Annotated in this window: 19 protein-coding genes; 5 read left to right on the top strand and 14 right to left on the bottom strand. The window is 43.6% G+C overall.

Features of this window, described 5'->3' with window-relative positions:
• The first annotated feature begins 171 nt into the window (after positions 1-171).
• Both AXE82_RS01480 and AXE82_RS01475 read left to right on the top strand, forming a co-directional pair.
• Positions 172-1,254 (top strand): outer membrane protein assembly factor BamD, encoded by a 1,083-nt coding sequence (locus AXE82_RS01480; protein WP_062330539.1) that lies wholly within the window; start codon positions 172-174, stop codon positions 1,252-1,254.
• Between the two features lie 87 nt (positions 1,255-1,341).
• Positions 1,342-3,588, top strand: a complete 2,247-nt coding sequence (locus AXE82_RS01475) for a DNA primase (RefSeq protein ID WP_062330538.1) — start codon at positions 1,342-1,344, stop codon at positions 3,586-3,588.
• Positions 3,589-3,600: 12 nt separating this feature from the next.
• Here the strand turns inward: AXE82_RS01475 and AXE82_RS01470 are convergent, their stop codons facing one another.
• The 4 genes from AXE82_RS01470 to AXE82_RS01455 are packed head-to-tail and all read right to left on the bottom strand — an operon-like array spanning position 3,601 to position 8,223.
• Positions 3,601-4,914, bottom strand: coding sequence for an ABC1 kinase family protein (locus AXE82_RS01470; protein WP_062330536.1), 1,314 nt, complete (start codon positions 4,912-4,914; stop codon positions 3,601-3,603).
• Positions 4,915-4,927: 13 nt separating this feature from the next.
• The gene (locus AXE82_RS01465; RefSeq protein ID WP_062330534.1) at positions 4,928-5,722 is read right to left on the bottom strand and encodes a HesA/MoeB/ThiF family protein; all 795 of its coding nucleotides are present in this window, start codon (positions 5,720-5,722) and stop codon (positions 4,928-4,930) included.
• Between the two features lie 55 nt (positions 5,723-5,777).
• A complete protein-coding gene (gene prmC, locus AXE82_RS01460) occupies positions 5,778-6,632 on the bottom strand; it encodes a peptide chain release factor N(5)-glutamine methyltransferase (protein WP_062330533.1) in 855 nt (284 codons plus the stop codon).
• Positions 6,625-8,223 (bottom strand): AmpG family muropeptide MFS transporter, encoded by a 1,599-nt coding sequence (locus AXE82_RS01455; RefSeq protein WP_062330530.1) that lies wholly within the window; start codon positions 8,221-8,223, stop codon positions 6,625-6,627. The genes prmC and AXE82_RS01455 overlap by 8 nt, the downstream gene beginning before the upstream one ends.
• 516 nt (positions 8,224-8,739) lie before the next feature.
• On the opposite strand from AXE82_RS01455, the gene AXE82_RS01450 reads away from it, so the two are divergent.
• Together AXE82_RS01450 and AXE82_RS01445 are read left to right on the top strand one after the other, a co-directional pair.
• On the top strand, positions 8,740-9,666 hold the full coding sequence (locus tag AXE82_RS01450; RefSeq protein WP_062330529.1) for a LysR substrate-binding domain-containing protein: 927 nt from the start codon (positions 8,740-8,742) through the stop codon (positions 9,664-9,666).
• Positions 9,667-9,736: 70 nt separating this feature from the next.
• The gene (locus AXE82_RS01445; protein ID WP_062334678.1) at positions 9,737-10,738 is read left to right on the top strand and encodes an LLM class flavin-dependent oxidoreductase; all 1,002 of its coding nucleotides are present in this window, start codon (positions 9,737-9,739) and stop codon (positions 10,736-10,738) included.
• A gap of 57 nt (positions 10,739-10,795) precedes the next feature.
• Here AXE82_RS01445 and kdsB read toward each other — a convergent pair whose 3' ends face one another.
• The 10 genes from kdsB to ppsR all read right to left on the bottom strand — a co-directional run bounded on the left by kdsB (position 10,796) and on the right by ppsR (position 21,255).
• Positions 10,796-11,590, bottom strand: coding sequence for a 3-deoxy-manno-octulosonate cytidylyltransferase (gene kdsB, locus AXE82_RS01440; RefSeq protein ID WP_062330527.1), 795 nt, complete (start codon positions 11,588-11,590; stop codon positions 10,796-10,798).
• A 21-nt stretch (positions 11,591-11,611) separates the two neighbouring features.
• Positions 11,612-12,715 carry a tetraacyldisaccharide 4'-kinase gene (lpxK, locus tag AXE82_RS01435; protein ID WP_062330525.1) on the bottom strand — a complete coding sequence of 368 codons (1,104 nt, stop codon included), beginning with the start codon at positions 12,713-12,715 and terminating at the stop codon, positions 11,612-11,614.
• On the bottom strand, positions 12,715-14,478 hold the full coding sequence (gene msbA, locus AXE82_RS01430; protein ID WP_062330522.1) for a lipid A export permease/ATP-binding protein MsbA: 1,764 nt from the start codon (positions 14,476-14,478) through the stop codon (positions 12,715-12,717). Before msbA ends, lpxK begins: the two co-directional genes overlap by 1 nt.
• A 63-nt stretch (positions 14,479-14,541) precedes the next feature.
• Entirely contained in the window at positions 14,542-14,997 is a 456-nt protein-coding gene (locus AXE82_RS01425) for an ExbD/TolR family protein (protein ID WP_062330521.1), read from the bottom strand.
• 30 nt (positions 14,998-15,027) lie between these two features.
• Positions 15,028-15,651, bottom strand: a complete 624-nt coding sequence (locus tag AXE82_RS01420; RefSeq protein ID WP_062330519.1) for a MotA/TolQ/ExbB proton channel family protein — start codon at positions 15,649-15,651, stop codon at positions 15,028-15,030.
• A gap of 63 nt (positions 15,652-15,714) precedes the next feature.
• The gene (locus AXE82_RS01415) at positions 15,715-16,863 is read right to left on the bottom strand and encodes a ParB/RepB/Spo0J family partition protein (protein ID WP_062330517.1); all 1,149 of its coding nucleotides are present in this window, start codon (positions 16,861-16,863) and stop codon (positions 15,715-15,717) included.
• Between the two features lie 178 nt (positions 16,864-17,041).
• Complete coding sequence (locus AXE82_RS01410; RefSeq protein ID WP_062330515.1) at positions 17,042-17,842, bottom strand: ParA family protein; 801 nt, start codon at positions 17,840-17,842, stop codon at positions 17,042-17,044.
• A 101-nt stretch (positions 17,843-17,943) separates the two neighbouring features.
• Positions 17,944-18,591, bottom strand: coding sequence for a 16S rRNA (guanine(527)-N(7))-methyltransferase RsmG (gene rsmG / locus AXE82_RS01405; protein ID WP_062330513.1), 648 nt, complete (start codon positions 18,589-18,591; stop codon positions 17,944-17,946).
• Positions 18,591-20,285 carry a Si-specific NAD(P)(+) transhydrogenase gene (gene sthA / locus AXE82_RS01400; protein WP_227713348.1) on the bottom strand — a complete coding sequence of 565 codons (1,695 nt, stop codon included), beginning with the start codon at positions 20,283-20,285 and terminating at the stop codon, positions 18,591-18,593. The genes rsmG and sthA overlap by 1 nt, the downstream gene beginning before the upstream one ends.
• An 85-nt stretch (positions 20,286-20,370) precedes the next feature.
• Positions 20,371-21,255: a posphoenolpyruvate synthetase regulatory kinase/phosphorylase PpsR gene (gene ppsR, locus AXE82_RS01395; protein ID WP_062330510.1), complete on the bottom strand. Its 885-nt coding sequence runs from the start codon at positions 21,253-21,255 to the stop codon at positions 20,371-20,373.
• A 484-nt stretch (positions 21,256-21,739) separates the two neighbouring features.
• On the opposite strand from ppsR, the gene ppsA reads away from it, so the two are divergent.
• Positions 21,740-24,106: a phosphoenolpyruvate synthase gene (gene ppsA, locus AXE82_RS01390; protein WP_062330507.1), complete on the top strand. Its 2,367-nt coding sequence runs from the start codon at positions 21,740-21,742 to the stop codon at positions 24,104-24,106.
• The last annotated feature ends 5 nt before the right edge of the window (positions 24,107-24,111 follow it).

Raw genomic sequence — 24,111 nt, 5'->3', positions numbered from 1 at the left:
CATATCAGACTTAGGGTATAGGGATTTGCAAAATTAATATGCGCGGATAGGTCACAAAGTATAACGTTTCGTGATAGACTTAGTGAAATTTTTAATACAATATTTTGCATTCAGTTTTGAACAATAAGTATTATGATGGGCAAATATTTTTGCAATAGATTTGAGGTTCGTATGCATCATCTTTCCAAAGTTGTGGGTGTCACCGCAATTACTCTAGCTTTGACCACTTTATCTGGCTGTCAAACGCTAAAAAATTCAAAATTGTTGGGTGGCAAAGACGAAGTCGTCGCGACCAAAGCTGAAAAAAGTGAACAAGGCTACTACCAAGCGGCGTCTGACAACATCAAAAAAGGCAATTTTGCCAAAGCGATTAGCCAGTTAAACGATTTGCGGACTTTCTATCCTGTGGGTGATTACAGCGAGCAAGCGTTACTTGACCTGATGTATGCGCAGTACCAACATGGTGACTATTTGGATGCCATTGCCAGTGCCGATCGTTTTATCCAGTCTTACCCGTCCAACCCGCAAGTTGACTACGCGTACTATGTTCGCGGCATCTCAAATATGCAGGCGGCATCAGGCGGCGTGATGAAATACACCAAGCTTAATCCTGCACACCGTGATATGGGCTATTCGCGCATTGCCTTTAATAACTTTCAGCAACTGATTAATCGTTTCCCAAACAGTGCCTATGCCCCAGACGCTGCGCTACGTATGCGTTATATTTATAACCAATTGGCAGAAAGTGAGATGGATGTAGCGCGCTGGTATATTAAACGCAAAGCCTATGTGGCAGCTGCCAACCGTGCTAAATGGGTATTTCAGTACTACCCACAAAGCGAAGCGATTCCAGAGTCTATTGCAACCATCGCCTATAGCTATGACAAACTGGGAATGACCGATACCGCCAATCAATATAAACAACTGCTTCGTATCAACTACCCTGGTCTGATTGATGCGCGTGGCAATGTCAAACTTGATAATACCCGTACCGGTTCAAACTGGTTAAATAAAGCCACATTGGGCGTGCTGGGTCAAAGTTCAAAAAATGCTGCTGTTCAAGGGTTAGCCCAGCAGTCGGGGCAATACTCAGGTAACACCAAGCCACAAGTAATTCAGACCTCAATTCAGCAAGCTGCGGCAATGCGCCTGCCAAGTCCAGCAACCACGGCAAATGATGAAACACCGACAAGACCACGTGACACCACAATTGGCTTGGGTCTGCCACCTGACAATACCAGTCAAGTCAAATAATCTATAAACCCCGTTAACATTAGCTAGGTTTATCCTAGCTATTTTTTTTCAATTGGCTAATTTTTAACTGGAAATGCGCTTTTTACCATGAGTAACAATGCCATCATTGATCAAATCATTGCCAATGCCGATATCGTCAAGATTATTGGCAAGCATGTGGAGCTCAAACGTTCGGGCAATGAATTCAAAGGCTGTTGCCCTTTTCATGGCGAAAAAACGCCCTCATTTTTTGTCAATCCGCAAAAAGGGCTATATAACTGTTTTGGTTGTGGTGTCGCGGGCAATGCGCTCACCTTTTTAAAAGAGTACGAAAATCTCACCGCGGGTGAAGCGCTCAAAGAATTGTCCCGTCAAACGGGGATTGAACTGCCCAAAGAGGCTGTCAACAAATCACATACCTATAAAAAAACACCCGTTGCACCCAAACCTGCTGTATCACAAGCAAGGGCATCGTTGCATCAAAATCTAGCTCAAAGTCCCGCTCAAGCCCTCTTTGACTCAGATGTTGCCGAGCGTCCGTCTATTACCAATACAGAGGCTTTGTGGATAGACGCTTTTGATGATTTTCAAACGTCTGATAACTTAGATGCAAGCTTTATCCCTTTTGGCGAGTATGATGATGCAAGCGTTGGCGGATTTTCACCCTTTGATGACATGGGCAATAACAGCGTGCAGGATAGTTTATCGAGTTTATACGACTTATTGACCCAAATCTGCCAGTTTTATCAGTACCAATTACAGCAAAATAGCTTTGCGCAACATTATTTGCTCAAACGTGGTCTGACGCCGCACACTATCGAAGAATTTGCCTTGGGTTTTGCCCCAAACGGTTGGCAACATCTTGAAGAAGCCTTCCCCCAAGACATTGAAGGTTTAAAAATCTTAGGATTGGTGCGCACTTCGCAAAATGGGCGTGATTTTGATTTGCTGCGCAATCGGGTGATTTTCCCCATTCGCGACCAACAAGGGCGGGTGATCGGCTTTGCCGGTCGCACCATGTCGGATGATGAGCAGCCCAAGTATATCAATTCTTCAGATTCACCTGTATTTCATAAACAAGCCGTGTTGTATGGTCTTTTTGAAGGTCGCAAGGCCAAAGCCAAAGACTGGCTGGTGGTTGAAGGTTATATGGATGTCATAAGCCTTCATCAAGCGGGCGTGTATGGCGCAGTTGCCTCCATGGGAACAGCGCTGGCGCAATCACAAATCGAAAGATTGCTGCAATTTAATCCCATACTTACTTTAAGTTTTGATGGTGATAGTGCAGGACAAAAAGCCGCTTGGCGTGCTATGGAAGTTGGGTTGCCTGCGCTCACTGATGGCAAGGAATTACACTTTTTGACACTGCCAGACAATCATGATCCTGATAGTTATGTCAAAGCGCATGGTTTGTTAGCGATGCAGCAACAAATCGCCCAAGCCGTTCCCCTATCAGCGTATTTGTACTCAAGTCTGACGCGTCAATATCCTACCAATACCCCCGAAAATCGCAGCAAGATTTTGCAGCAGCTCTCTGCGCTGACCCAAAAACTACCAAAAGGCAGTTATGGCTGGTTGCTGCGTGAAGACATCAAAAACAAAATGGGATTGGGGCGAAAAAACCAAGCACGGCAAGCGCAAGATGCCCTGCTCAATTTTGATAGCGAATTGACAGTACAACTACATCTGCAGCTGTGTTTTTTGTTTCAACCAGAGCTGTTAGGCAGTTTGGAAAATAACCGCATTAGCCAATCTGTCATCCGCGATATATATCAGCGCAGCGAAGCGGCTAATGTTTTTAAACCGAAACACCCATCTAGCAAACCAACAGCCCCGATGCGACTGGACGAAAATTCAACTGGCGACGCTGATGTTATCAATGGTGTTATCACAGATGTTATCACGGATGTCATTACAGATGCGATGAATGCGCCCTGCAAAAACTATGATGAAAGCTGCTGTCTGACTTGGCAAGCCATTGCCGATGAAGAATTATTGAATTTGATTACTTGGATTCAAACCATTCAATCAAGATTGCAGGATTTTGATAACCCAAACTGGTCAACTTACGAGCGAATCAATGCCAAAGCACATTTCATACTGGCGGGCTTGACATCAGAGCAGCAAAACAAACTTATAAAACATTGGGCGCGGTTTTTTAAAGAACTTAGTCAGCGCAATATTGATGATATCTCAGACCTGGTGACAGAGCTGGTAGTTCAACTGATGTTAGAAACCCTACAGCGCGAACAAAAAACCCTAAAAGCAGACTTAAAGGCGCTGAGCCTATGCATCAAACACCACCAAGCGATTTTAACTTGGCTTAGAACATGGCTACAGCGCAAAGAGGATTAATTCATCGCGTGTTTATGCCATTTTAATCCGCGCATCATGAAACATATCCATCTCAGGGGCAAGTACTTTCATAAAACGGTCAAAATATAACAGTTGTTTGGTGAGTAGCGCAAAATCTCTTGGGAAGTGAATGCCATGGCGTTTACCGACTTCCACCATTTCAAGCAACATTTGGTTGATTTCATCAGTATGATCTTTTAATCGGTTTGGCATGGTTTGGTCAATGGTTTTTCCCATAAACAAACTATCTTCCGCCAAGATTTTTTTCATCACTGACTCAAGATCTTGGGCAAGGACATCGACATTGACTTGCTCTCGCGCATGGGTCATATCCATTTCAACCATATAATGCGCCATGCCGCGATAGTCTTCTTTAGCAAAACTATCCATCATCCCCATACTGGCTTGCCACGCTTTGGGTTCAAGTTTGCCTACAATCCCAAAATCAATAAAGCCAATACGACCATCGGTCAACAACATCAAATTACCGGCATGCAAATCGGCATGAAAACTATTGCACAGCATCAAGCTAGAAAACCACGTATTTAAAGTATCTGTCATCACCTGTGCGGGGTATTTGCAGTATTGACGCATGGCAGCATCATCAATCATAGACACCCCAAAAAACCGGGTCATGACAAGTACTTTTTTGCTACTGATATCATGATAAACATCGGGCGCGACTACTTTATGATTGTCGGTTTTTTTCAAAAAATCTTGGAAATCATCAATGTTTTTGGCTTCTTGTAAGAAGTCCGTTTCTGCTGCCATGCGCAAACGGATTTCATCAATAATGGGTGAAATACTGGCAAATTTTAGCGATGGTGCGATACTATCAATCAGTTTAGTCAACCCAACCATCATACCTAAATCGGTTTGAATGATGGTATCTACTTCAGGTTTTTGCACTTTTAACACCACATTATCGCCATTTTTTAAAATAGCACTGTGAACTTGGGCGATGGATGCAGACGCTAGCGGTTTGACCTCAATACTTTGAAAAATATCTTCTAATGTCTGCCCGTCTTTTTCCAGCTCCTCTCTTAAGACGCCTTCAATATAGCTATAAGGCATGGGCGTGGTTTGATCTAGACAGCCTTGAAATACTGTCACATATTCGCGGGGAAAGATGGACGGGGTACTGGCAATAAACTGACCGATTTTGATATAGGTAGTACCCAACTCTTCAAAGCTTTGACGCAGCAACGTTGGGGTCATTTTTTCGCCTTGGGCGATACGCAGCCCTGCTTTGCCAGCAACGGTTGCCGTTTTTCCGACCCGCTGAATGACATTTAAGGATTTTTTTAAAAAGTGATTTTTTTGCATGATTGACTCTAGTTTAAATGACGTCTGTGATAGCTGATGGGTGGCTACAAATCTCGCAGTTAGCGTCTTTACGATAGTGAAGTTTTTTAAGATTCATGGTTTTGCCGTTCCATAGCAATAACGTTTGCGCTATAGGATTGATGCCGAGTCCCAAAAAACTCAAAGCCGCTTGGGCTTGAAGGTTGCCGATGATTTGGGTGGTACTGGCAAGCACGCCGCTAGTGGCACAAGTTCGCTCATCATCCCCTGCCCCTTGAAACAAGCAATGATAGCAACCTTGCTGCGGCGCAAATAATGCCAGTTGCCCTGTTTGCGCAATGGCGGAAGCTGATAATAATGACAAATTTGACTTGACAGCGATGGTGTTAATGAGGTCTCGTGTTTTGAAGTTATCGGTGCAGTCGCAAATTAATCTGCTTAGGCTATTTATATTTTCTTGTTCAATCATTTGTTGATAATTATCTGCTGTTAAACGCGTATGTATGGCGATAACCTCACAAAATGCATTGATTTGATTTAATTTAGCCTTAGCTACCAGCGCTTTAGATTGACCGATGTCGTTAGGGGTAAACAACGACTGCCGCTGCAGATTGCTCTCATCAATCGTATCATCGTCAATAATAAGCATCTTGCCAATGCCAGCACGGCACAAGGTCTCTGCAAGTGGGCAACCTAGCCCGCCCATCCCAATAATAATCGCACAGCTATTTTTTAGCCGCGTTTGTGCTTCTATATCCCACCCTTCTAGCAATATTTGGCGGGCATAACGTAGCATTTCTGCATCGGTTAATTCTGTTTGTTTTGACATAGTAGTTGAATTTCACATATTTACTCAGGCTATTTTAGCCGATTAATTTAGTACACTAATTTATTACACCTAGCGTTACTCGCTCATTGTCCCCATAGTCTTTGACGGTTATTACATCGCCAAAGCCATTTGACAAAAACACGCCCCTAACCTGTTCGCCCTGGTTATACCCATGTTCAATCGCTAAGAAGCCCTGAGGCTGTAAAAATTGTGGCGCAGTTTTGACAATATGACAGATGTCCGCCATACCTTTGTTATCCGCGATTAGCGCGCTAATGGGTTCATCGGTTAAGCCTGCCAAGTGGGGATCGTTGGGATCGATATAAGGTGGATTAGATACGATGATATCAAATTTATTGCTTTCATCTGCATTAACTGTCATAAAGGGGTCATACCAACTGCCTTCAAAAAACGCGATATTATTAACCCCTATTCTTTTAGCATTTTGTGTGGCAACGCTTAGCGCCTCAGGCGACTTGTCTACTGCCCTAACCGATGAATTTTTAAATTCGTCCGCCAGCGTGATGGCAATACAACCTGACCCCGTGCCTAAATCTAAAATATTCATTGATTTGCTTAGGCTATTTTTATGGTGATTAAGCACGGCTTCTATCAACCGCTCGGTATCAGGACGCGGTATTAACGTATGCTCATTGACTAAAAACTCATGCTGCCAAAAACTTTGTTTACCCAGCACATAAGCGAATGGTTTACCGGCTATCAACTCCTCTAGTGCTGCAAAATATTGAGTGGCTATCTCTGCAGTTACCATTTCGCTATCATGGGTAATAAGATAAGTCTGCCCTACATGAAGACACTCACCCAGCAACTGTTTGCGGATGTGTTTTTCAACCGTGCTTGGTACAGCCAACAATGATTGAATGCTGTAAGATGATATTGGGTTATTCATGGGTGATGTTATCGCCTCTTGTCGCATCTTGGCTCATCACATGCTTATCTACCATATAAATCAACAACAGCACAGGAATGCCAATCAGTGCAGTAAAAGTGAAAAAAGCAGGATATCCCATGGTTTCTACCATCGCACCTGAGTAGCCTCCTAAAATCTTTGGTGTTAATGTCATCAATGAACTAAGCAGTGCATACTGTACCATGCTAAAGCGAATATTGGTCAATACCGATAAAAAGGCGACGAAAATGGCACTTGCTAAACCTGATGCGAGGTTATCAAACATCACCGCTGAGTACATGTAAAAAAAATCATGTCCCTTGCCCGCCAAAATCACAAACAATAAATTACTGGCTGACGCTAAAATAGCTCCAATCAACATAGCGTTCATGATTTTAAAACGCTCAGCAAGCAAGCCGCCTAGAATACCACCTACAATTGACATCCCCATCCCAAAGGTTTTGACCGCCAAGGCGATATCGGTTTTGCTAAAGCCTAAGTTGACATAAAACAAGTTTGACGTCGTACCTGCCACAATATCTGAAATACGATACAAGCCTATCAATAAAATCAGCCATACGGCTTTTTTCCCATAACGAATGAAAAAATCTTGAATCGGGGCGACCCACATGTCAACCGCGACTTGCTTTTTGATGATTTTGGCTTTTAATAACACCAAAGCGGTACCAATGGCGATAACCACAGCACCAATAAATTTAGTACTCTCATAAACAAAGCCCAAAAATTTTGACTCAGTCTCTGGAAGCACATGACCGATGACAATAAAACTGGCAATCAGCGCAATCACTGAAATTAAAAATAGTAAAAACAGTTGAAAATAATCCGACATCGGGCGTTCATGCTGCTCACGGGTGACGGTGGGTTCTTTAATCAAAAGGGTGGTGACAACCCCTACTAGCATCAAAGATGCCATAATATAATAGGTTTGTTGCCAAGCAGCGTAGTTGTAAGTGGCTTTGGTCGAGCCAAAATATTCTGCCAAGAACAGCGCCCCTGCCCCTGCGACAATCAGACCGATTCGGTAGCCTGCCATAAACATACCAGAGAGTACGGGTTGCAGCGATTTTTCAGCAATTTCAATGCGATAAGCATCAATCACAATGTCTTGTGTCGCCGCTGAAAAACCTAACAACACGGCAAAAAATGCCATGTAATCAAGTACAACATCACTGGTGGGATTAAAACTACCGAGCATAAAAATTGCAAAGGCGACCACCATTTGTGCCACAATTAGCCAACTACGACGTTGTCCTAGCATTTTGGTTAACAACGGAATCGGCACGGCATTGACGAGGGGCGACCAAACAAACTTAAACGAGTACCCGAGCATCGCCCAACTAAACATGGTGATAATTTTGATATCAAATCCTGCTTCTTTGAGCCAAATTGATAAACTAGAAAATATCAATAGATAAGGTAACCCTGAAGAAAAACCCAATAGCAACATCACCCAAGCGCGCTTGTCCATATAGGCTTTGATGGCTTCGCCCCAAGACTTTTTTGTGCCTGTTGAGCTTTCGCTTGGTAGCGCCGCTTGGTCGTTTGCCACAGGTTGTTTTGATATTTCCATGTTACCTCTCACTCATCACGCACGATTTACCACAAAACTTCATTAAAATCTTGCTATTGTAGCGGTTTTCTAGGTCTATACAAACTAAAATTATTATGGATGTCTGAGACGTCGATATCTGAGTGAATGTCTGCAGACTTGTCATATTTCAATTTTTTAAATTTTAAGCCTATTAAATAAGCCTGACTTAAGCAGCTAGGTTTTGAACCTGCGATTTTATGGTAATATGCTATAATTGGCACCCTGCGGTGACTTTCAACCTTTTTGTCAGTTGTTAGCTGTTAACGGCTTTGGGGCAAATTATGCAATACCCGATTGCTATCCGCAAAATAATGCCTATCATGTCACGATAGTTGATAATGAAAGCTTATCTGCAGTCGATAGTAGCATGGCAGGCGCAGTGTCTAATACACGTATGGCAATAATGCCTAGTTTTGTTAATTTTTAAGTTCAATCAAGCGCTTATAGCGAGCATTTTATTTCGTTTTTTATTCGTTTTTTTATTAAGGTCATTTTATGGCAATCAATGTTGTCATCAATCAACGTTATTTACAAATCCAACTCAAACAACTTGAAACCGTTTGGCAGACTGTGATTAATAATTACAATCTGAGCCAAGCTGCCAAAGTATTACATACCAGTCAATCCAGTCTTAGTAAACATATTGCCGCGCTCGAAAGTCAGCTTCGGGCGGAAGTGTTTGTGCGTCAGGGTAAGCGATTGGTGGGTCTCTCCCCTATCGGTGAGCTGCTACTGCCGCATATTGAGAAAATCTTTGTGGAAGTAAGGTCGATTGAAAATTTAACCTTAGATTTTCAAAATCCCCATCAGGGTGAGTTATCGATTGCCACGACGCATACCCAAGCACGTTATGTGTTACCTTGGGTGGTACAGCGCTTTAAACAACAATTTCCCAATGTCCATCTGATTTTACATCAAGCTGACCCTGAGTCGATTGCCAATATGGTGGCACAAGGCCAAGCCGATATTGGCATCGCAACTGAATCGCTGCTTGCGCACGATAATCTACACTGTATTCGCTATTATGATTGGTATCATCATGTGATTGTGCCCGTGGGACATGAGCTTGAGAGTCGCACTGAGATTGATATCCAAACTTTAGCGAAATATCCGATTATCACTTATCACGGCGGTTTTACGGGTCGTGGTGCGATTGATAGAGCCTTTAGCGCGGCACAGCTGACGCCTAATATCGTACTTACTGCTTTGGATGCCGATGTGATTAGTACCTATGTCGGTATTGGTATGGGCGTGGGCACGATTGCTGAAATGGCATTTGAAGGTCAGCATTATCGCAATCTTGTCAAAATTCCAACGAAGATTTTTGGAAAACATGTGACGTGGATAGCCACCCGTGTCGATGGCGATATCCGTAATTTTGGCAAAGCTTTCATTGATATTTGTCAGCAACAATTTGGGTGATTGATTTTTTTGGATTTGCCATTATAAAGGGACTACTATTCTTTTTATGATAACTACAGTGATGACAAAGATGACCAAACAAATCCCTATTTCATTTTTAGACCTTGTTCCTGTACCTGAAGGGAGTGACGCTAAAAATGCGCTGAAGCAAGCGGTGACTGTTGCCCAAACTGCCGAACAAGTAGGTTTTAACCGCTATTGGCTGGCTGAGCACCATAACATGCGCGGCATTGCCAGTACTGCAACCAGTGTGTTGCTAGCTCACATTGGCGCTCACACCTCAACCATACGGATTGGCTCGGGTGGTATCATGTTGCCTAACCATGCGCCGTTAGTGGTCGCAGAACAGTTTGGTACGTTAGCCACTTTGTATGGCGAACGTATCGATCTTGGCGTCGGCCGTGCCCCTGGTACCGATGGGGCAACCTTCCGTGCCTTGCGCCGCACCATGAATGATGCTGAAAACTTCCCGCAAGATGTGCAAGAGCTGATGCATTATTTTGACCCGCTTGATGGTCAGACAGTGACTGCCATGCCGGCTAATGGCTTGAATGTGCCTGTCTGGATTTTAGGGTCGTCCTTATTTGGCGCCAGTCTCGCTGCTGCATTAGGCTTGCCTTATGTATTTGCGTCTCATTTTGCGCCGCAGATGTTATCGCAAGCGGTGACATTGTACCGTGAGAATTTCAAGCCCTCTGCTTACTTGCAACAACCTTATGTGATGGTAGCAAGTAACTTGCTCTTAGCAGAAACCGATGAGGAAGCCGCTTACCAATTCACCTCAGCACAGCAAAGTTTTGTCAATTTGCGCCGTGGTAAACCCTCACAAATGCCAAAACCGATTGAGAATATTGATGCTTTTTGGACATCTGCAGAGAAATACATGGTTGAATCGTCGTTAGCAATTTCGTTTGTCGGCACACCTGACAGTGTCAAACCAAAACTTGACCATTTTCTTGAGACTATCCGCCCTGATGAATTGATTGTCACTTGTAATATTTATGACCAACAAGCCCGCCTCAACTCATTATCTTTGGTGAAAGCGCTTGATTTATTTAGCTTAAATAGCTAATCAAAACCCTAAAAACGCAAACCACAAAAAAGCCCAAGATTAACTTGGGCTTTTTTATTATTTCAATAATTCTGATAACGTCAACTCATTGAGCCGATCCAAATCCTCTTGCGTGTCTACACCGGGCGGCAACAATTCTGAAGCGATATCAATGGCGATACGCATGCCTTGCTCCAAAATACGCAATTGTTCCAATGATTCAAGCTGCTCAAGCTCGCCTTGCTGCCAAACACTAAATTGTTGTAACAAACTTACCCGATAGGCATAAATGCCTAGGTGTCGGTAAGCGTTTTTTGGCGCGCTATTTTCATGACTGATTGGCTGGTCAGTCAACAATGCTGTATGACGATCGCAAGGAATCGGCGCTCGGCTAAAATATAAGGCTTCCTTATGGGCATTTTTGACGACTTTGACCACCGATGGCCGTAAAAACTCTTCGACGCTTTGGATGGGTTCAGCCAAAGTCGCCATCACGCAATCTTTTTTTTGTAGCAGTAGCTCAGTCACTTGTTTGATGAGCCCTGCAGGCACGAGTGGTTCATCGCCTTGCATATTAATCACGATATCTTCAGTTGACCACTGCTGAAGCCTGGCTACTTCAGCAAGTCTATCAGTGCCAGACGCATGATTGGGGTCAGTCATGATGACATTTGCCCCATAGTCTTGACACAGTTTAGCGATGCTATCATCATCTGTTGCCACAAAAATATCATCGGCAATTCCCGCCGATTTCACCGCATTGGCACGATCAATCACCCATAGAATCATCGGTTTGCCATGAATTTCTAACAGCGGTTTGTTGGGTAGTCGGGTACTTTTTAGACGGGCTGGTATGACCAAATGTTTTAACATAGTGTATTTCCTACAAGTTTTTTAATTGTCAGTATTGTCAGCAAGGGTAACCAATTTACCGATTTGTTGGTCGATTAACGCATAAAAGGCGGCTGATAATTCAGCTTCTACCGGTAACACCCATATGGTTGTTGCAATGTCATTTTTCTCATGACCTTGGCCGAACAAAACACGCAATTTGACTGCATCCTTATCGGTGACGATAATCGGTAACTTTGGCAAGTTGGCAAAATCTTGCAAACTATAAGTGTGATGGTCATTCAATGGGATCGGTATGATGTCAAACCCTAATTGGCTTAGGCTATTAAAAAAACGCTGTGGCAATCCAATCCCCGTCATGGCAATCACTTGTTGGGCAGGTAAGCTATTTTGCGAATAGGTTTTAAATAAAGGCGTTTTAAATAAAGGTACTAGCGGTTTTTGTAGCAAACGCATACGAATATCGGGTGATATACTATGACAATTTTTGCTTAGGCTATTTGAAAAATGGGTTAAAGCCTGAGCATCCTGCCAATCACTTTGGTGAAATATGACGGTGGTATTGGGCTGATACAGCCGTTTAATCGGTTCACGCAGAAAGCCTGTAGGCAATAGCTGGCGGTTACCAAAGCCGCGATCGGCATCGACGACAATCCAGTTTTCATCCCTATCCAAGGCAAAATGTTGCAGTCCATCATCCGCCAAAATAAGTTGAATGCTTGGGAATTGCTTAAGCAATAACTCAATTGCTTGACCGCGGTTTGGGCAGACTGCCATTGGCACGCCTGTACGCTGCACAATCAGACATGGCTCATCGCCAACGTCACTGGGCTTTGAATTTGCTGTCACGATACAAGGCATGAGCTTGGCTTGTCCGCCATAGCCACGACTGATGACGCCGACCGTCAGCCCTTTCTGCTGCAGGTAGGTTACCACTTCAATGATTAGCGGCGTCTTACCGCTACCGCCAACCGTGATATTGCCCACTACAATGACGGGCACGTTGGGATAATAAACGGGTTTTAGCCCTAATCGATAAATAGTTTTATTGAGCCAAAAAACCAATCCATACAACCAAGACACGGGCAATAACAACCATAGCCAGAGGGATTTGTTGCGCCACGCCTGTAGTAGTGTCTGTTGCATTAGCTTGACAATATATCCTCTTCAAAATGACGCTCATACAGCTTGGCATACGTACCTTGCGCCGCTAGCAAACTGCCGTGGGTACCGACTTCGATGATTTCACCTTTATCCATGACCACGATTTTATCGGCATTTTGGATGGTCGTTAATCGGTGCGCGATAACGATGGTGGTTCTGCCATGCATGACGCGCTCCAGCGCTTTTTGGATATAAAATTCTGATTCGTTATCTAACGCGCTCGTGGCTTCATCCAAAATCAAGATAGGCGCATCCTTCAGCAGGGCACGTGCAATGGATAAGCGTTGGCGTTGCCCGCCAGATAACTGCAGACCCTGTGAGCCAATCTTTGATTGGTAACCCTGCGGCAACTGCATGATAAAGTCGTGCGCAAAGGCTGATTTTGCGGCATCAATCACTTGCTCCGAGGTTCGGTTAGATAATTCGCCATAGGCAATATTGTTGTGGATAGAGGTATCAAACAGTACCACTTGTTGGTTGACGCTGGCAATCTGACTACGCAGTGAATGTAATGTCAAATCTTCGATAGCGACATCGTCAAGATAAATATTGCCCTTTGTGGGCTCTAGCGCACGCATCAGACAGTTGACTAGGGTAGTTTTACCTGCGCCACTTCGACCAATTAACGCCACGGTTTCGCCGGGATTGACCACCAAATTTACGTTGTTGAGCGCTTGTTCGCCATCTTCAAAAGTGACGCTTAGGTTGTTAAGTACTATTTTACCGGTCAGCGTTTTTTCAACCTTACCTGTGTCTTTTTCTTCAGCTTCATCGAGCATCTCAAATATAGAATCCGCTGCCGCTAAACCTTTTTGCAAGCCTTGATTGATATCGGTCAACGAGCGCACGGGTTTGCTCAGTAGCCCTGCCGCGCTGATATAGGCGATAAACTCGCCTCCTGTGGTATCGCCTAATACATTGGGTCTTAACGCAATCCATACCACCACCGCCATCGCGCACGCCATCAATAATTGAATTAATGGCGTATTGATGCTATTGGTCACAACCACCTTTAGCCCTTGTTTAAGATTGGTTAAAGAGGCGTTATTAAACCGCGTCAGCTCGTTTTGTTGACCGCCATAATTTTTGACCACTTGGTAGCCGGTGATGACTTCATTGGTAATATGACTGACTTCACCCATGGACTTTTGAATACCGCGCGACAGCTTGCGAAAGCGTTTACTGGCTTTACCAACCAACAATAAAATTGGCGGCAATACCACAAACAACGACAGGCTTAGTTTCCAATTACTGTAAAGCAAAAACGCCAACAACCCAATCACGGTCAAACCATCGCGTAATAAGGTTTTGAGCGTATCGGTACCCGCCGCAGTCACCTGCTCGACATCAAAGATTAATTTTGCCGAAATCTGACCGGCATTGTGGTTCAAATAAAATTGGCTGGGTAATCTGAGCAATTTTGAAAACACTTGCATACGCAGCTGATGGACGACATTGCGTGAAATCACTGCGCTAAAGTAATTACCTAAAAATGAGCCAAGTCCTCGCAGTACAAACAACAACACGATTAAAGCTGGAAAAAGATTGATATGCGCTTGATCACGTTCATTAATCGCATCAATAATGAATTTGACCAGCTTGGCAATGCCCACTTCGGTGCCTGCATTTAAGGTAAAGCCAATGACGACTAGCGTCATCGCCCACCAATACGGCTTGAGATAACCTAGCAATCTTCGATAGGTCTGCCAACGTGGGTGATCAGTGGAAGGTTTTGAAACGGTCATGGCATCTCAATATATAAAAGAAGGACTTAACAGCTATTGTATCAGTAAATTGAACAATAAAAATTATTTGGCATTTGGCGCTGGGGCAATATTACTATCGAGCGAAGTGGCGGGTATCACGGTACTGATATTTAAATTCATAAAGCCCATTTTACCCGCTATGTCCATCACTTTAACCACAGATTGGTGACTGGCATCGGCATCGGCGGAGATAACAAATAGCTGCTTTCGGTCTTCACCTGCTTCTTGGCGGATCATCGCCTTCAATTCAGCTTCGCCATTACCAGATAAAGCAATGCCATTGACCAAATAGCTACCATCTTTTTGCACCGCGATTTCAATGCGTTTGCTTTTCTCGGTAATCGGTACGCCCTCTGCTTGCGGCAAAATGATATTGAGTTTACTAAAATGGTTAAAGGTGGTCGACAGCAGTAGAAAAACAATCAAAAACAGCAAGCAATCAATCATTGGAGTCAGATTGATTTCTAAGGGTTCGACCGTGGGTTTACGAAATCGCATGAGTTGACTCTTTTACACAGCTATACACCCTTAACGAGGCGTGATTAGACCATTGTCCAGTAATTCTTGCATCATCAAACCCGCTTCTTGTTCAAACGCGGCATTGATATCAATGATACGGCGCTGAAAAATACGGTACGCCATCACTGCAGGTATCGCAACCAGCATGCCCCCTGCTGTGGTAATCAGCGCTTGCGATACGCCAGCTGCCAGCATGGTCGGATCTTGCATTGCGCCTTCAGTAATGGCTAAGAATGATGAAATAATCCCCAGTACAGTACCTAAAAGCCCCAGCAATGGCGCGATAGCACCGATGGTGCCCAACATGTTGATATGTTTTTCTAATTGGTGAATGGCGATACTGGCGCGGTTTTCCATATGCATGGTCATTGAATCAATCCCATGCTGGCGATTCATGAGTCCAGAAGCGAGGATATCACCCAAAGGCGAATTGAGTTTGACATTCTCAAGCGATTCACGATCAATATCGCCCTGCTCAATCAGCCGCTGCATCAATTGTTCACGCAGATGGGCGGGTATCACTGTACTGGCTTTAAGTTTTATCGCGCGCTCAATGATGATAATCAACATCAAAATCGAACATAGGACAATGGGCCACATCAACCAACCGCCTGCTTTAACTAATTCCCACATCCGTTATACTGCCTTTGCCTGTCAATGACTAATAAATTGAGAAAACTAATCTAATGCGCAAGATTAATGCTCAAGTTGCGACTGGAACTGCACAATCAAAGCTTGTAATTCCTCTTCGTTGTGAAAAAATATCTCAATACTGCCCTTGCCTTTTGAGGAGCCTTTGATTTTTACCACGGCACCGAGTTGTTCAGAGAGATGTTGGTTCAGTCGCAGCCTATCATAATCAATTTCTTGGCTTTGTGTCGGTGCTTTTGGATTTAAAATGTCTTTGACTAAGGCTTCAGTCTGACGAACGGTCAATTGTCCCTGTATAATTTTTTTGGCAATAACCGGCTGCTGTTTGGGTGACAGCGCCAATAATGCCCTGGCATGCCCCATGTCCATCTGCCCTTCATTTAACGCCTGTTTGACATCGTCATGTAATTGGTTCAAACGCAGCAAATTAGAAACCGTTGTTCTCGCCTTACCCACCACATCCGCAATTTGCGAATGGCTCATGCCGAACTCATCATGAAAACGCTGCAATGCGGCAGCCTGTTCCATGACGCTCAAATCTTCCCGTTGGATGTTTTCAATCAAAGCCAAAGCGATTGCCAAGTCGTCTGACATGGGGCGCATGATAGCGGGTATATGGGTTAGACCCGCAATTTGCGCCGCACGCCAGCGACGTTCACCCGCAATAATTTCATGGGTAATCGGGGAATTGGGCAATACTTTGGCTAAAGGTCGAATCACAATAGGCTGCATCACGCCATGCTGCTTGATAGACGTTGCCAGCTCTTGCAAGGCATCTTCGTCCAAATCAATGCGCGGCTGATACTTGCCACGCTGCAAATACGCGACATTGATATGCATCAAATTTAAGCCAGCAATATTATTATTATCGTTATCGTTATTTATGGATGCGTTATGAGTATTTGACGTTACTGTTTTGGCGGGTTTTGGGGTGAATGGTTGGGGGGTTACCGCAACTGTAGGCGATTTTTTGACTACAGCTATAGTGGCGCTAGCTTCGGCTGATTCATCATCCGAGATGTTTTGTCCATCATCGGTTGACTTGGCATTTAGTTTTTCAGCGCTTTTCGCGTCATCGACAGCGGCTCGAACACTCGCATCGATTAGATTACCGGTAATCAATTTTTCTGTTTTGATTGAGCCGAGTAACGCATCAAGTCCTCGATTTGATGCCAATCCACGCTTTTTAACCATGTCGAAATTCCCAATGCCATTAAATAGTTAAAAATGACTGATAAAAAATTAAATCGATGCCGCCATTTTTGAACTGGCTATTTTAGCAGATTCGCCATAGCTTGAAAAATATTTTCATTGCTTTTGCCAGTGCGCACTCGCCAACAAGTTAACAAAAAAAGTGCCTAAACAGCTTAAGTTAGGCAAGTTGGAATTGGCGACTTTGCTTGATAATTTCATTGGCAAGGCGAATATACGCTTGTGAGCCTTTTGAATTCATCTCGTAATCAAGCGCAGGGATGCCGTGCGCAGGGGCTTCTGCCAAACGAATATTACGGGGAATGATGGTATTAAATAAAATCGGACCAAAATGCTCAATCAATTCCATAGAGACGTCATTTGCCAAGGTGTTGCGCGGGTCAAACATGGTTCTTAGCACACCGCGGATGTGCAGTTTTGGGTTTAGCGACTTCAAACGCTCAATGGTTTGCGACAAATCCGCCAATCCTTCCAATGCAAAATATTCACATTGCATCGGAATAATCACCCCTGATGTGGCACACATCGCATTGATGGTAAGTAAACTTAAACTCGGCGCGCAGTCAATCACGATAAAATCATACGGCTTAGTCGCACGGCCGTTTTTGGCAGGCATATCAGCGAGCTGCTGCATGGCTTTTGACAAAATCGCATGATTTTCAGGCTTTTGACTTAAATGCAAATCACTGCCTGACAATTCATTGTTGGCACCGACAATATCAAACCCATTCGGGGTTTTGACAATCCCCTCATGGATTGGCAAATCATCTAATAGCACATCAGCGATGCTGTACTCTAACTCGCGTTTATCCAGCCCTGATGCCGTAGTCGCATTGCCTTGGGCATCCAAATCAATCAGTAAAACTTTTTTGCGGCGATGTGCCAGTGCACTTGCCAAATTAACCGCGGTGGTGGTTTTGCCCACCCCACCTTTTTGATTAGCAATGGCTAAAATATCCATGAACTGTCTCGCAATGTGTTGATAAAAAGGTTGAAAATTGTAGTCAAAAACAGCCAGTTTTTCAAACCCTAATACCGGTAAAACTGGCTAAAATGGGATGTTTATCTTTGCAAATAAATCAAATGGCGTGATTCATGCAATTCTGGTACGGTTAACACTTGGGTGTTAATTTTCCACTCATTTTGAAGCGCTTGAATCTCATCAATAGGTTCAATCCCCTTCATGGCACAAATGATACCATTGTCTGCCAATTTGCTTTGACTATGGGTGACAAAATCCACCAGTGATGCAAACGCCCTTGAGGTAATCACTTGATAACTACCTGCATGCGCTTCAATACGACTGGCAACCGGTGTTAGATTTTTTAACCCCAATTCACTGCCGACCTGTTTGATAAAGCGAATTTTCTTTTGGTTACTGTCGAGCGCTGTCACCGCACGTTGTGGCTGACAAATGGCAACTATCACCGCTGGCAAACCCGCACCCGTCCCAATATCTAGCAAATCACCGGCTGGCAAAAATGGCACAATCGATAAACTATCAAAGATATGTTTGATTAATGCTTGTTGGTCATCTTTGATAGCGGTCAAATTATACGCTTTATTCCAAAATAACAGCTGCTGTAGATAGTACAGTAGCTGTAATTGCTGCTCATCCGATAGCTGCAACTTTAACTCAGAGAGCGCTTGTTGCAACTGCGGTTGTAATTTCACGTACTGGGGTTGTAGCTTTACATTAATCTGCGCCATTAAAACACCCGATTAAGACCATTGAGCGCAGCAACGCGATAGGCTTCTGCCATCGTTGGGTAGTTAAAGGTGGTATTGACAAAATATTCTAGCGTATTGCCACCTTTACTTTCCATCACGGCTTGTCCGATATGAATAATCTCAGAGGCGTGATTGCCGTAACAATGGATACCCAAAATCTCTAAGGTTTCACGATGGAACAGTATTTTTAACACCCCACTACGCTCACCGATGATTTGTGCGCGGGCGAGGTGTTTGAAGAAGGCTTGCCCGACTTCATACGGCACTTTTTCGGCCGTTAATTCTTGTTCGTTTTTACCAATACTTGAAATTTCAGGAATGGTATAAATACCCGTTGGCACACTGCGAACAGGTTGTGCATTTTCATCGCCCACCATATAAGCAGCGGCACAGCGTCCTTGGTCATAAGCTGCCGATGCAAGCGATGGCCAGCCAATCACATCCCCTGCTGCATAAATATTTGGGATATCGGTTTGGTAATGCTCATTGACTTTGAGTTGACCCCGGCTGTTTGCGGTGAGTCCGATGGCGGCAAGGTTGAGACTGTCGGTATTACCTGAGCGACCGTTTGACCATAAAATGGCATCTGATTTGATGCGTTTACCACTTTTTAGATATAAAATCACGCAGTCATCATAAGTTTCTAGCCGTTCGATTTCTTCTTTGTTGCGAATTAACACGCCAAATTGTCTAAAGTCATGCGACAATGCGTCAGAAATCTCATCATCCAAATAGCTAAGCAACTGCTCTTGGGTATTAATCAAATCTACTTTATAGCCAAGACCGGTAAAAATAGACGCATACTCACAGCCAATCACGCCTGCGCCATAAATAATAATGCGCTGTACCACATAATCCATTTGCAGGATTTTATCAGAATCAAACACACGAGGATGGCTAAAATCTAACAAATCAGGACGATAAGGACGGCTACCCACAGTAATAATGGCTTGTTCAAAGGTAATGTCTTGCTCGGTACCATCACTCATATCAACATGAATGGTATGGGTATCTTTAAAACTTGCCCAGCCATTGATTAAGTCAATTTGATTGCGCTCATAAAAACGGGTGTGCGTTTCTACCTGATTACGCACCACTTCGCGCGCTTTGGTTAATACTTTATTGAGTGGGATTTGGTGATAGTCAATGCCTTGGTTTAAGATAGGATCGCGGCGATTACTGATAATATTAAACACCGACTGACGCAATGCTTTACTTGGAATCGTGCCTACGTGTGTACAGTTGCCCCCCACTTGTTTGCGTGGATCAATCACGGCAACTTTTTGCCCAGATTTGGCGATTTTCATCGCTGCTGCTTCACCCGCGGGTCCTGCGCCAATCACAATAGCATCATAATCATAGGTATGGCTAACGGCATCTTGACGCTTGTAACGCTTTAAATTGATACGGGTGTTATCTAGCGGGCTAATTAAATCAAAATGCACCGATGCATCATCAAAATGTTTGACCTTATCATCGTCTTCACTGATACTGACGGTATTGGCTTTTTTATCAGAATCCGAAATTTCAGTTTTGGTTGGTTGTGCCAAAATTTCGATAATATTTTCTTGAGGCTCAATAATTGACTGCGTATTGGAATCACAGATATTTTCGTTGTCATTGTTTGTAGCGGGAATTTGAGTAACTTTGTCATTAATCCGTTTTTTTGGCATATTAGCTCCCATATTTTAAGCCTTGATAATGAATAAAAAAGATAATGAATAAAAAATTTTTAAATTAAATATAAAATACGATAAATTAACCAATTCGGCGTTTTAACCCCGTCATCTGTAAAATACGCGTCGCGATTTCTTCAATCGACATTGTTGATACATCAATATTTGGAATCCCCTGAGAAATATAAATACCTTGAATGGCGCGTAATTCCTGCTGACATTGCTGGTAACTTGCATAGCGGCTACCTGCGCGGCGCTCGTTACGAATTTTTACCAGTCGATCGGCGTCAATCACCAAGCCAAACAGTTTGTCACGGTAAGGCTTTAACGCTTTGGGCAACGAATTTTCATACAAATCATCTTCAGTCAACGGATAATTCGCCGCACGAATACCGAATTGCAACGCTAGGTATAAACAGGTGGGCGTTTTGCCCGAACGTGATACCCCAATCAAAATAATATCTGCCGCATCATAATGGGTGGTACGCGCGCCATCATCATTGTCTAAAGCAAAATGCACCGCATCGATACGCGATTTATAGTTTTCAGAATCGACATCCCCATGGGCATGACCGGTATGCGGTGCAGGTTGTACTTTGATTTCATCAGCAATTTTACTGATTAAGCCTTCATAAATATCCAAGTTAAAGGCATCTGCACCGTTGATTCGCTCACGAATCACAGGGTCAACGATGGTATCAAAGACTAGCGGCTTTACCCCATCACGTTGGTGGGCAAGATTGATTTGATTGACCGCTTCATCGGCGCGATCGAGGGTATCAACATAAGGAATAACCCGGGTCTCAAATGGTACGTTGGGAAATTGGCTTAAAATAGAGCGACCTAGGGTTTCAGAGGTAATCGCGGTACCATCGGAGATAAAAAACACACTTCGCAACGACTGCGAATTTGCAAAATTTAAGGCGTCTTTATTTTGAATCGTGGCTTTGATTTGCTCAATGGTCATGAAAAATTATCCAAAAAAATGACAAGATATGTGCATACTATTTTAAACTGACATTGGTTTAAACTGACATTGGTTTAAACTGACACTGGCTTAAGATGGCAATGAGGGTTAACCTCATTCATTCACTGCGTCTTTCGCAGTGAATATCATCTTATTAATGTCGTTATCAGTGCAGACACTATCGTTTGTCTTACAGGCGTTTGTCTTACAGGTCGAGAGTTTGTTATTATACGTGACTTGTAGGCTTTAATCTAACAAATCGACGCTTAATTAGCCATCAGTTATTGTCATTGATGGCTTATCTACATTTTTTATCCCCTTAAACTCAAAGATATCCAAGCAAAATTTTAGTTAAATTGTTGATGGCTGACAGTTTTTCTAAAATGATAAATTTTTTGCTAGAAAATGATTTTTTAAGATGAATTTTCTACGAAATACCGTTATAATCTTTTCAAAATAATCTTTATTTCACGGAGTTATCACCTTGAACGCACAAGTTATCTCACTCGACAAGTTAGGCAAAAATGACATTGACAAAGTAGGCGGTAAAAACGCTTCATTAGGTGAAATGATTAGTCACCTAACGGATTTAGGGGTAAGCGTACCAGGTGGTTTTGCAACAACGTCTGAAGCTTTTAACAAATTCTTAATCGGTACCGGTCTTCAAGACAAAATCAAAGACGCGCTTCAAGGTCTGGATGTGGATGATGTGGCAGCTTTAACTGCCACGGGCAAAAAAATCCGTGACATGATTATTGAGCAAGAGTTGCCTAAAGATTTGGAGCAAGAAATCCGTGATGCCTTTGCCGAGATGAGCCAAGGCGAGGACATCGCTGTTGCGGTGCGTTCATCAGCGACTGCCGAAGATTTACCAGACGCCTCATTTGCTGGTCAACAAGAAACTTTCCTCAATATCCGCGGTATTGACAATATCTTGATTGCTATTAAAGAAGTCTTTGCTTCTTTATACAATGACCGTGCCATCGCTTACCGCGTTCACAAAGGTTTTGAGCACGCAGGTGTTGCCTTATCAGCTGGGGTACAACGCATGGTACGTTCAGAGACAGGCACCTCAGGTGTGATGTTCACCATTGATACCGAAAGTGGTTTTAATGACGTGGTATTTATTACCGCAAGCTATGGCTTAGGTGAAATGGTCGTGCAAGGTGCGGTGAACCCTGACGAATTTTACATTTCAAAAGCGTTATTAAATGCCGGCAAACCTGCGGTTATTCGCCGCAACCTCGGCAGCAAACAACAAAAAATGGTTTATGCAGACGAGCACTCAGCCGGTAAATCAGTCAAAATAGTCCCAGTAGACAAAGCTGAACGCAACCAATTTTCACTGAGCAATGAAGAGTTGGTTGAACTTGCCAAACAAGCGTTAATCATCGAAAAACATTATGGTCATGCGATGGATATCGAATGGGCAAAAGATGGTGACAGTAACAAATTATTCATTGTGCAAGCGCGTCCAGAGACCGTAAAAAGCCGTGAAAGTCAAAATGTCATGGAGCGTTACATCCTTAAAGAAAAAGGCGATGTCATCTGTGAAGGTCGTTCAATTGGTCAACGTATCGGCGCAGGTACTGTACGCGTGGTCAACTCAATCCATGAAATGGATAAAGTACAACCAGGTGACGTCCTTGTTTCTGATATGACTGACCCAGACTGGGAACCCGTCATGAAACGTGCGGCTGCTATCATCACTAACCGTGGTGGTCGTACCTGTCACGCGGCAATTATCGCGCGTGAATTGGGCGTCCCTGCCATCGTGGGTTGTGGTAACGCCACTGACCTATTGACCGATGGTCAAGCAGTCACTGTATCTTGTGCAGAAGGTGATACCGGTTATATCTACGAAGGTCAATTGGACTTTGAAATCCAAAACAACTCAATTGAGTCCATGCCAGACTTGGCATTTAAAATTATGATGAACGTCGGTAACCCTGACCGCGCCTTTGGATTTGCCCAAATCCCTAATGAAGGGGTGGGTCTGGCGCGGTTAGAATTCATCATCAACCGTATGATTGGTGTGCATCCAAAAGCACTACTTAACATGAACACCCTACCACGCGAAATCGTACAAGCGATTCAAGAGCGCATGGCAGGTTATGCTTCACCGATTGATTTCTACGTTGATAAATTGGTTGAAGGTATTTCAACCCTAGCCGTCGCATTTAAAGATAAGAAAGTTATCGTACGTATGTCTGACTTTAAATCGAATGAATATGCAAACTTAATCGGCGGTAAACTATACGAGCCCTCTGAAGAAAACCCAATGCTCGGTTTCCGTGGTGCAAGCCGTTACGTATCAGAAAACTTCCGTGACTGCTTTGAATTAGAATGTCGTGCATTAAAACGCGTTCGTGATGAAATGGGCTTAACCAACGTTGAAATCATGATTCCATTCGTACGTACGACAGAAGAAGCGCGTAAGGTACTAGAACTGCTTGAGAAAAATGGTCTTAAACGTGGTGAAAACGGTTTACGCGTCATTATGATGTGTGAATTGCCGACCAATGCCTTATTGGCAGAAGAGTTTTTACAATACTTCGATGGTTTCTCAATCGGCTCAAACGATTTAACCCAGTTAACCCTTGGTCTTGACCGTGATTCGGGTATCGTATCTCAATCATTCGATGAACGTGACCCAGCGGTTAAAAAACTACTCAAAATGGCTATCGATGCCTGTAACGCACAAGGCAAGTATATCGGTATCTGTGGACAAGGTCCTTCTGACCATCCAGACCTAGCCATGTGGTTAATGGAACAAGGCATTACTTCTGTTTCACTGAACCCTGATTCTGTGTTAGATACTTGGTTCTTCTTAGCAAAAACCGAAAAATAAACTTG

Source organism: Moraxella osloensis (genome assembly GCF_001553955.1).
In the GTDB taxonomy this organism is placed as follows: Bacteria; Pseudomonadota; Gammaproteobacteria; order Pseudomonadales; family Moraxellaceae; genus Faucicola; species Faucicola osloensis.
Note: the sequence above shows the minus strand (reverse complement) of the source record. Positions and strands in the feature narration are given on the sequence as shown.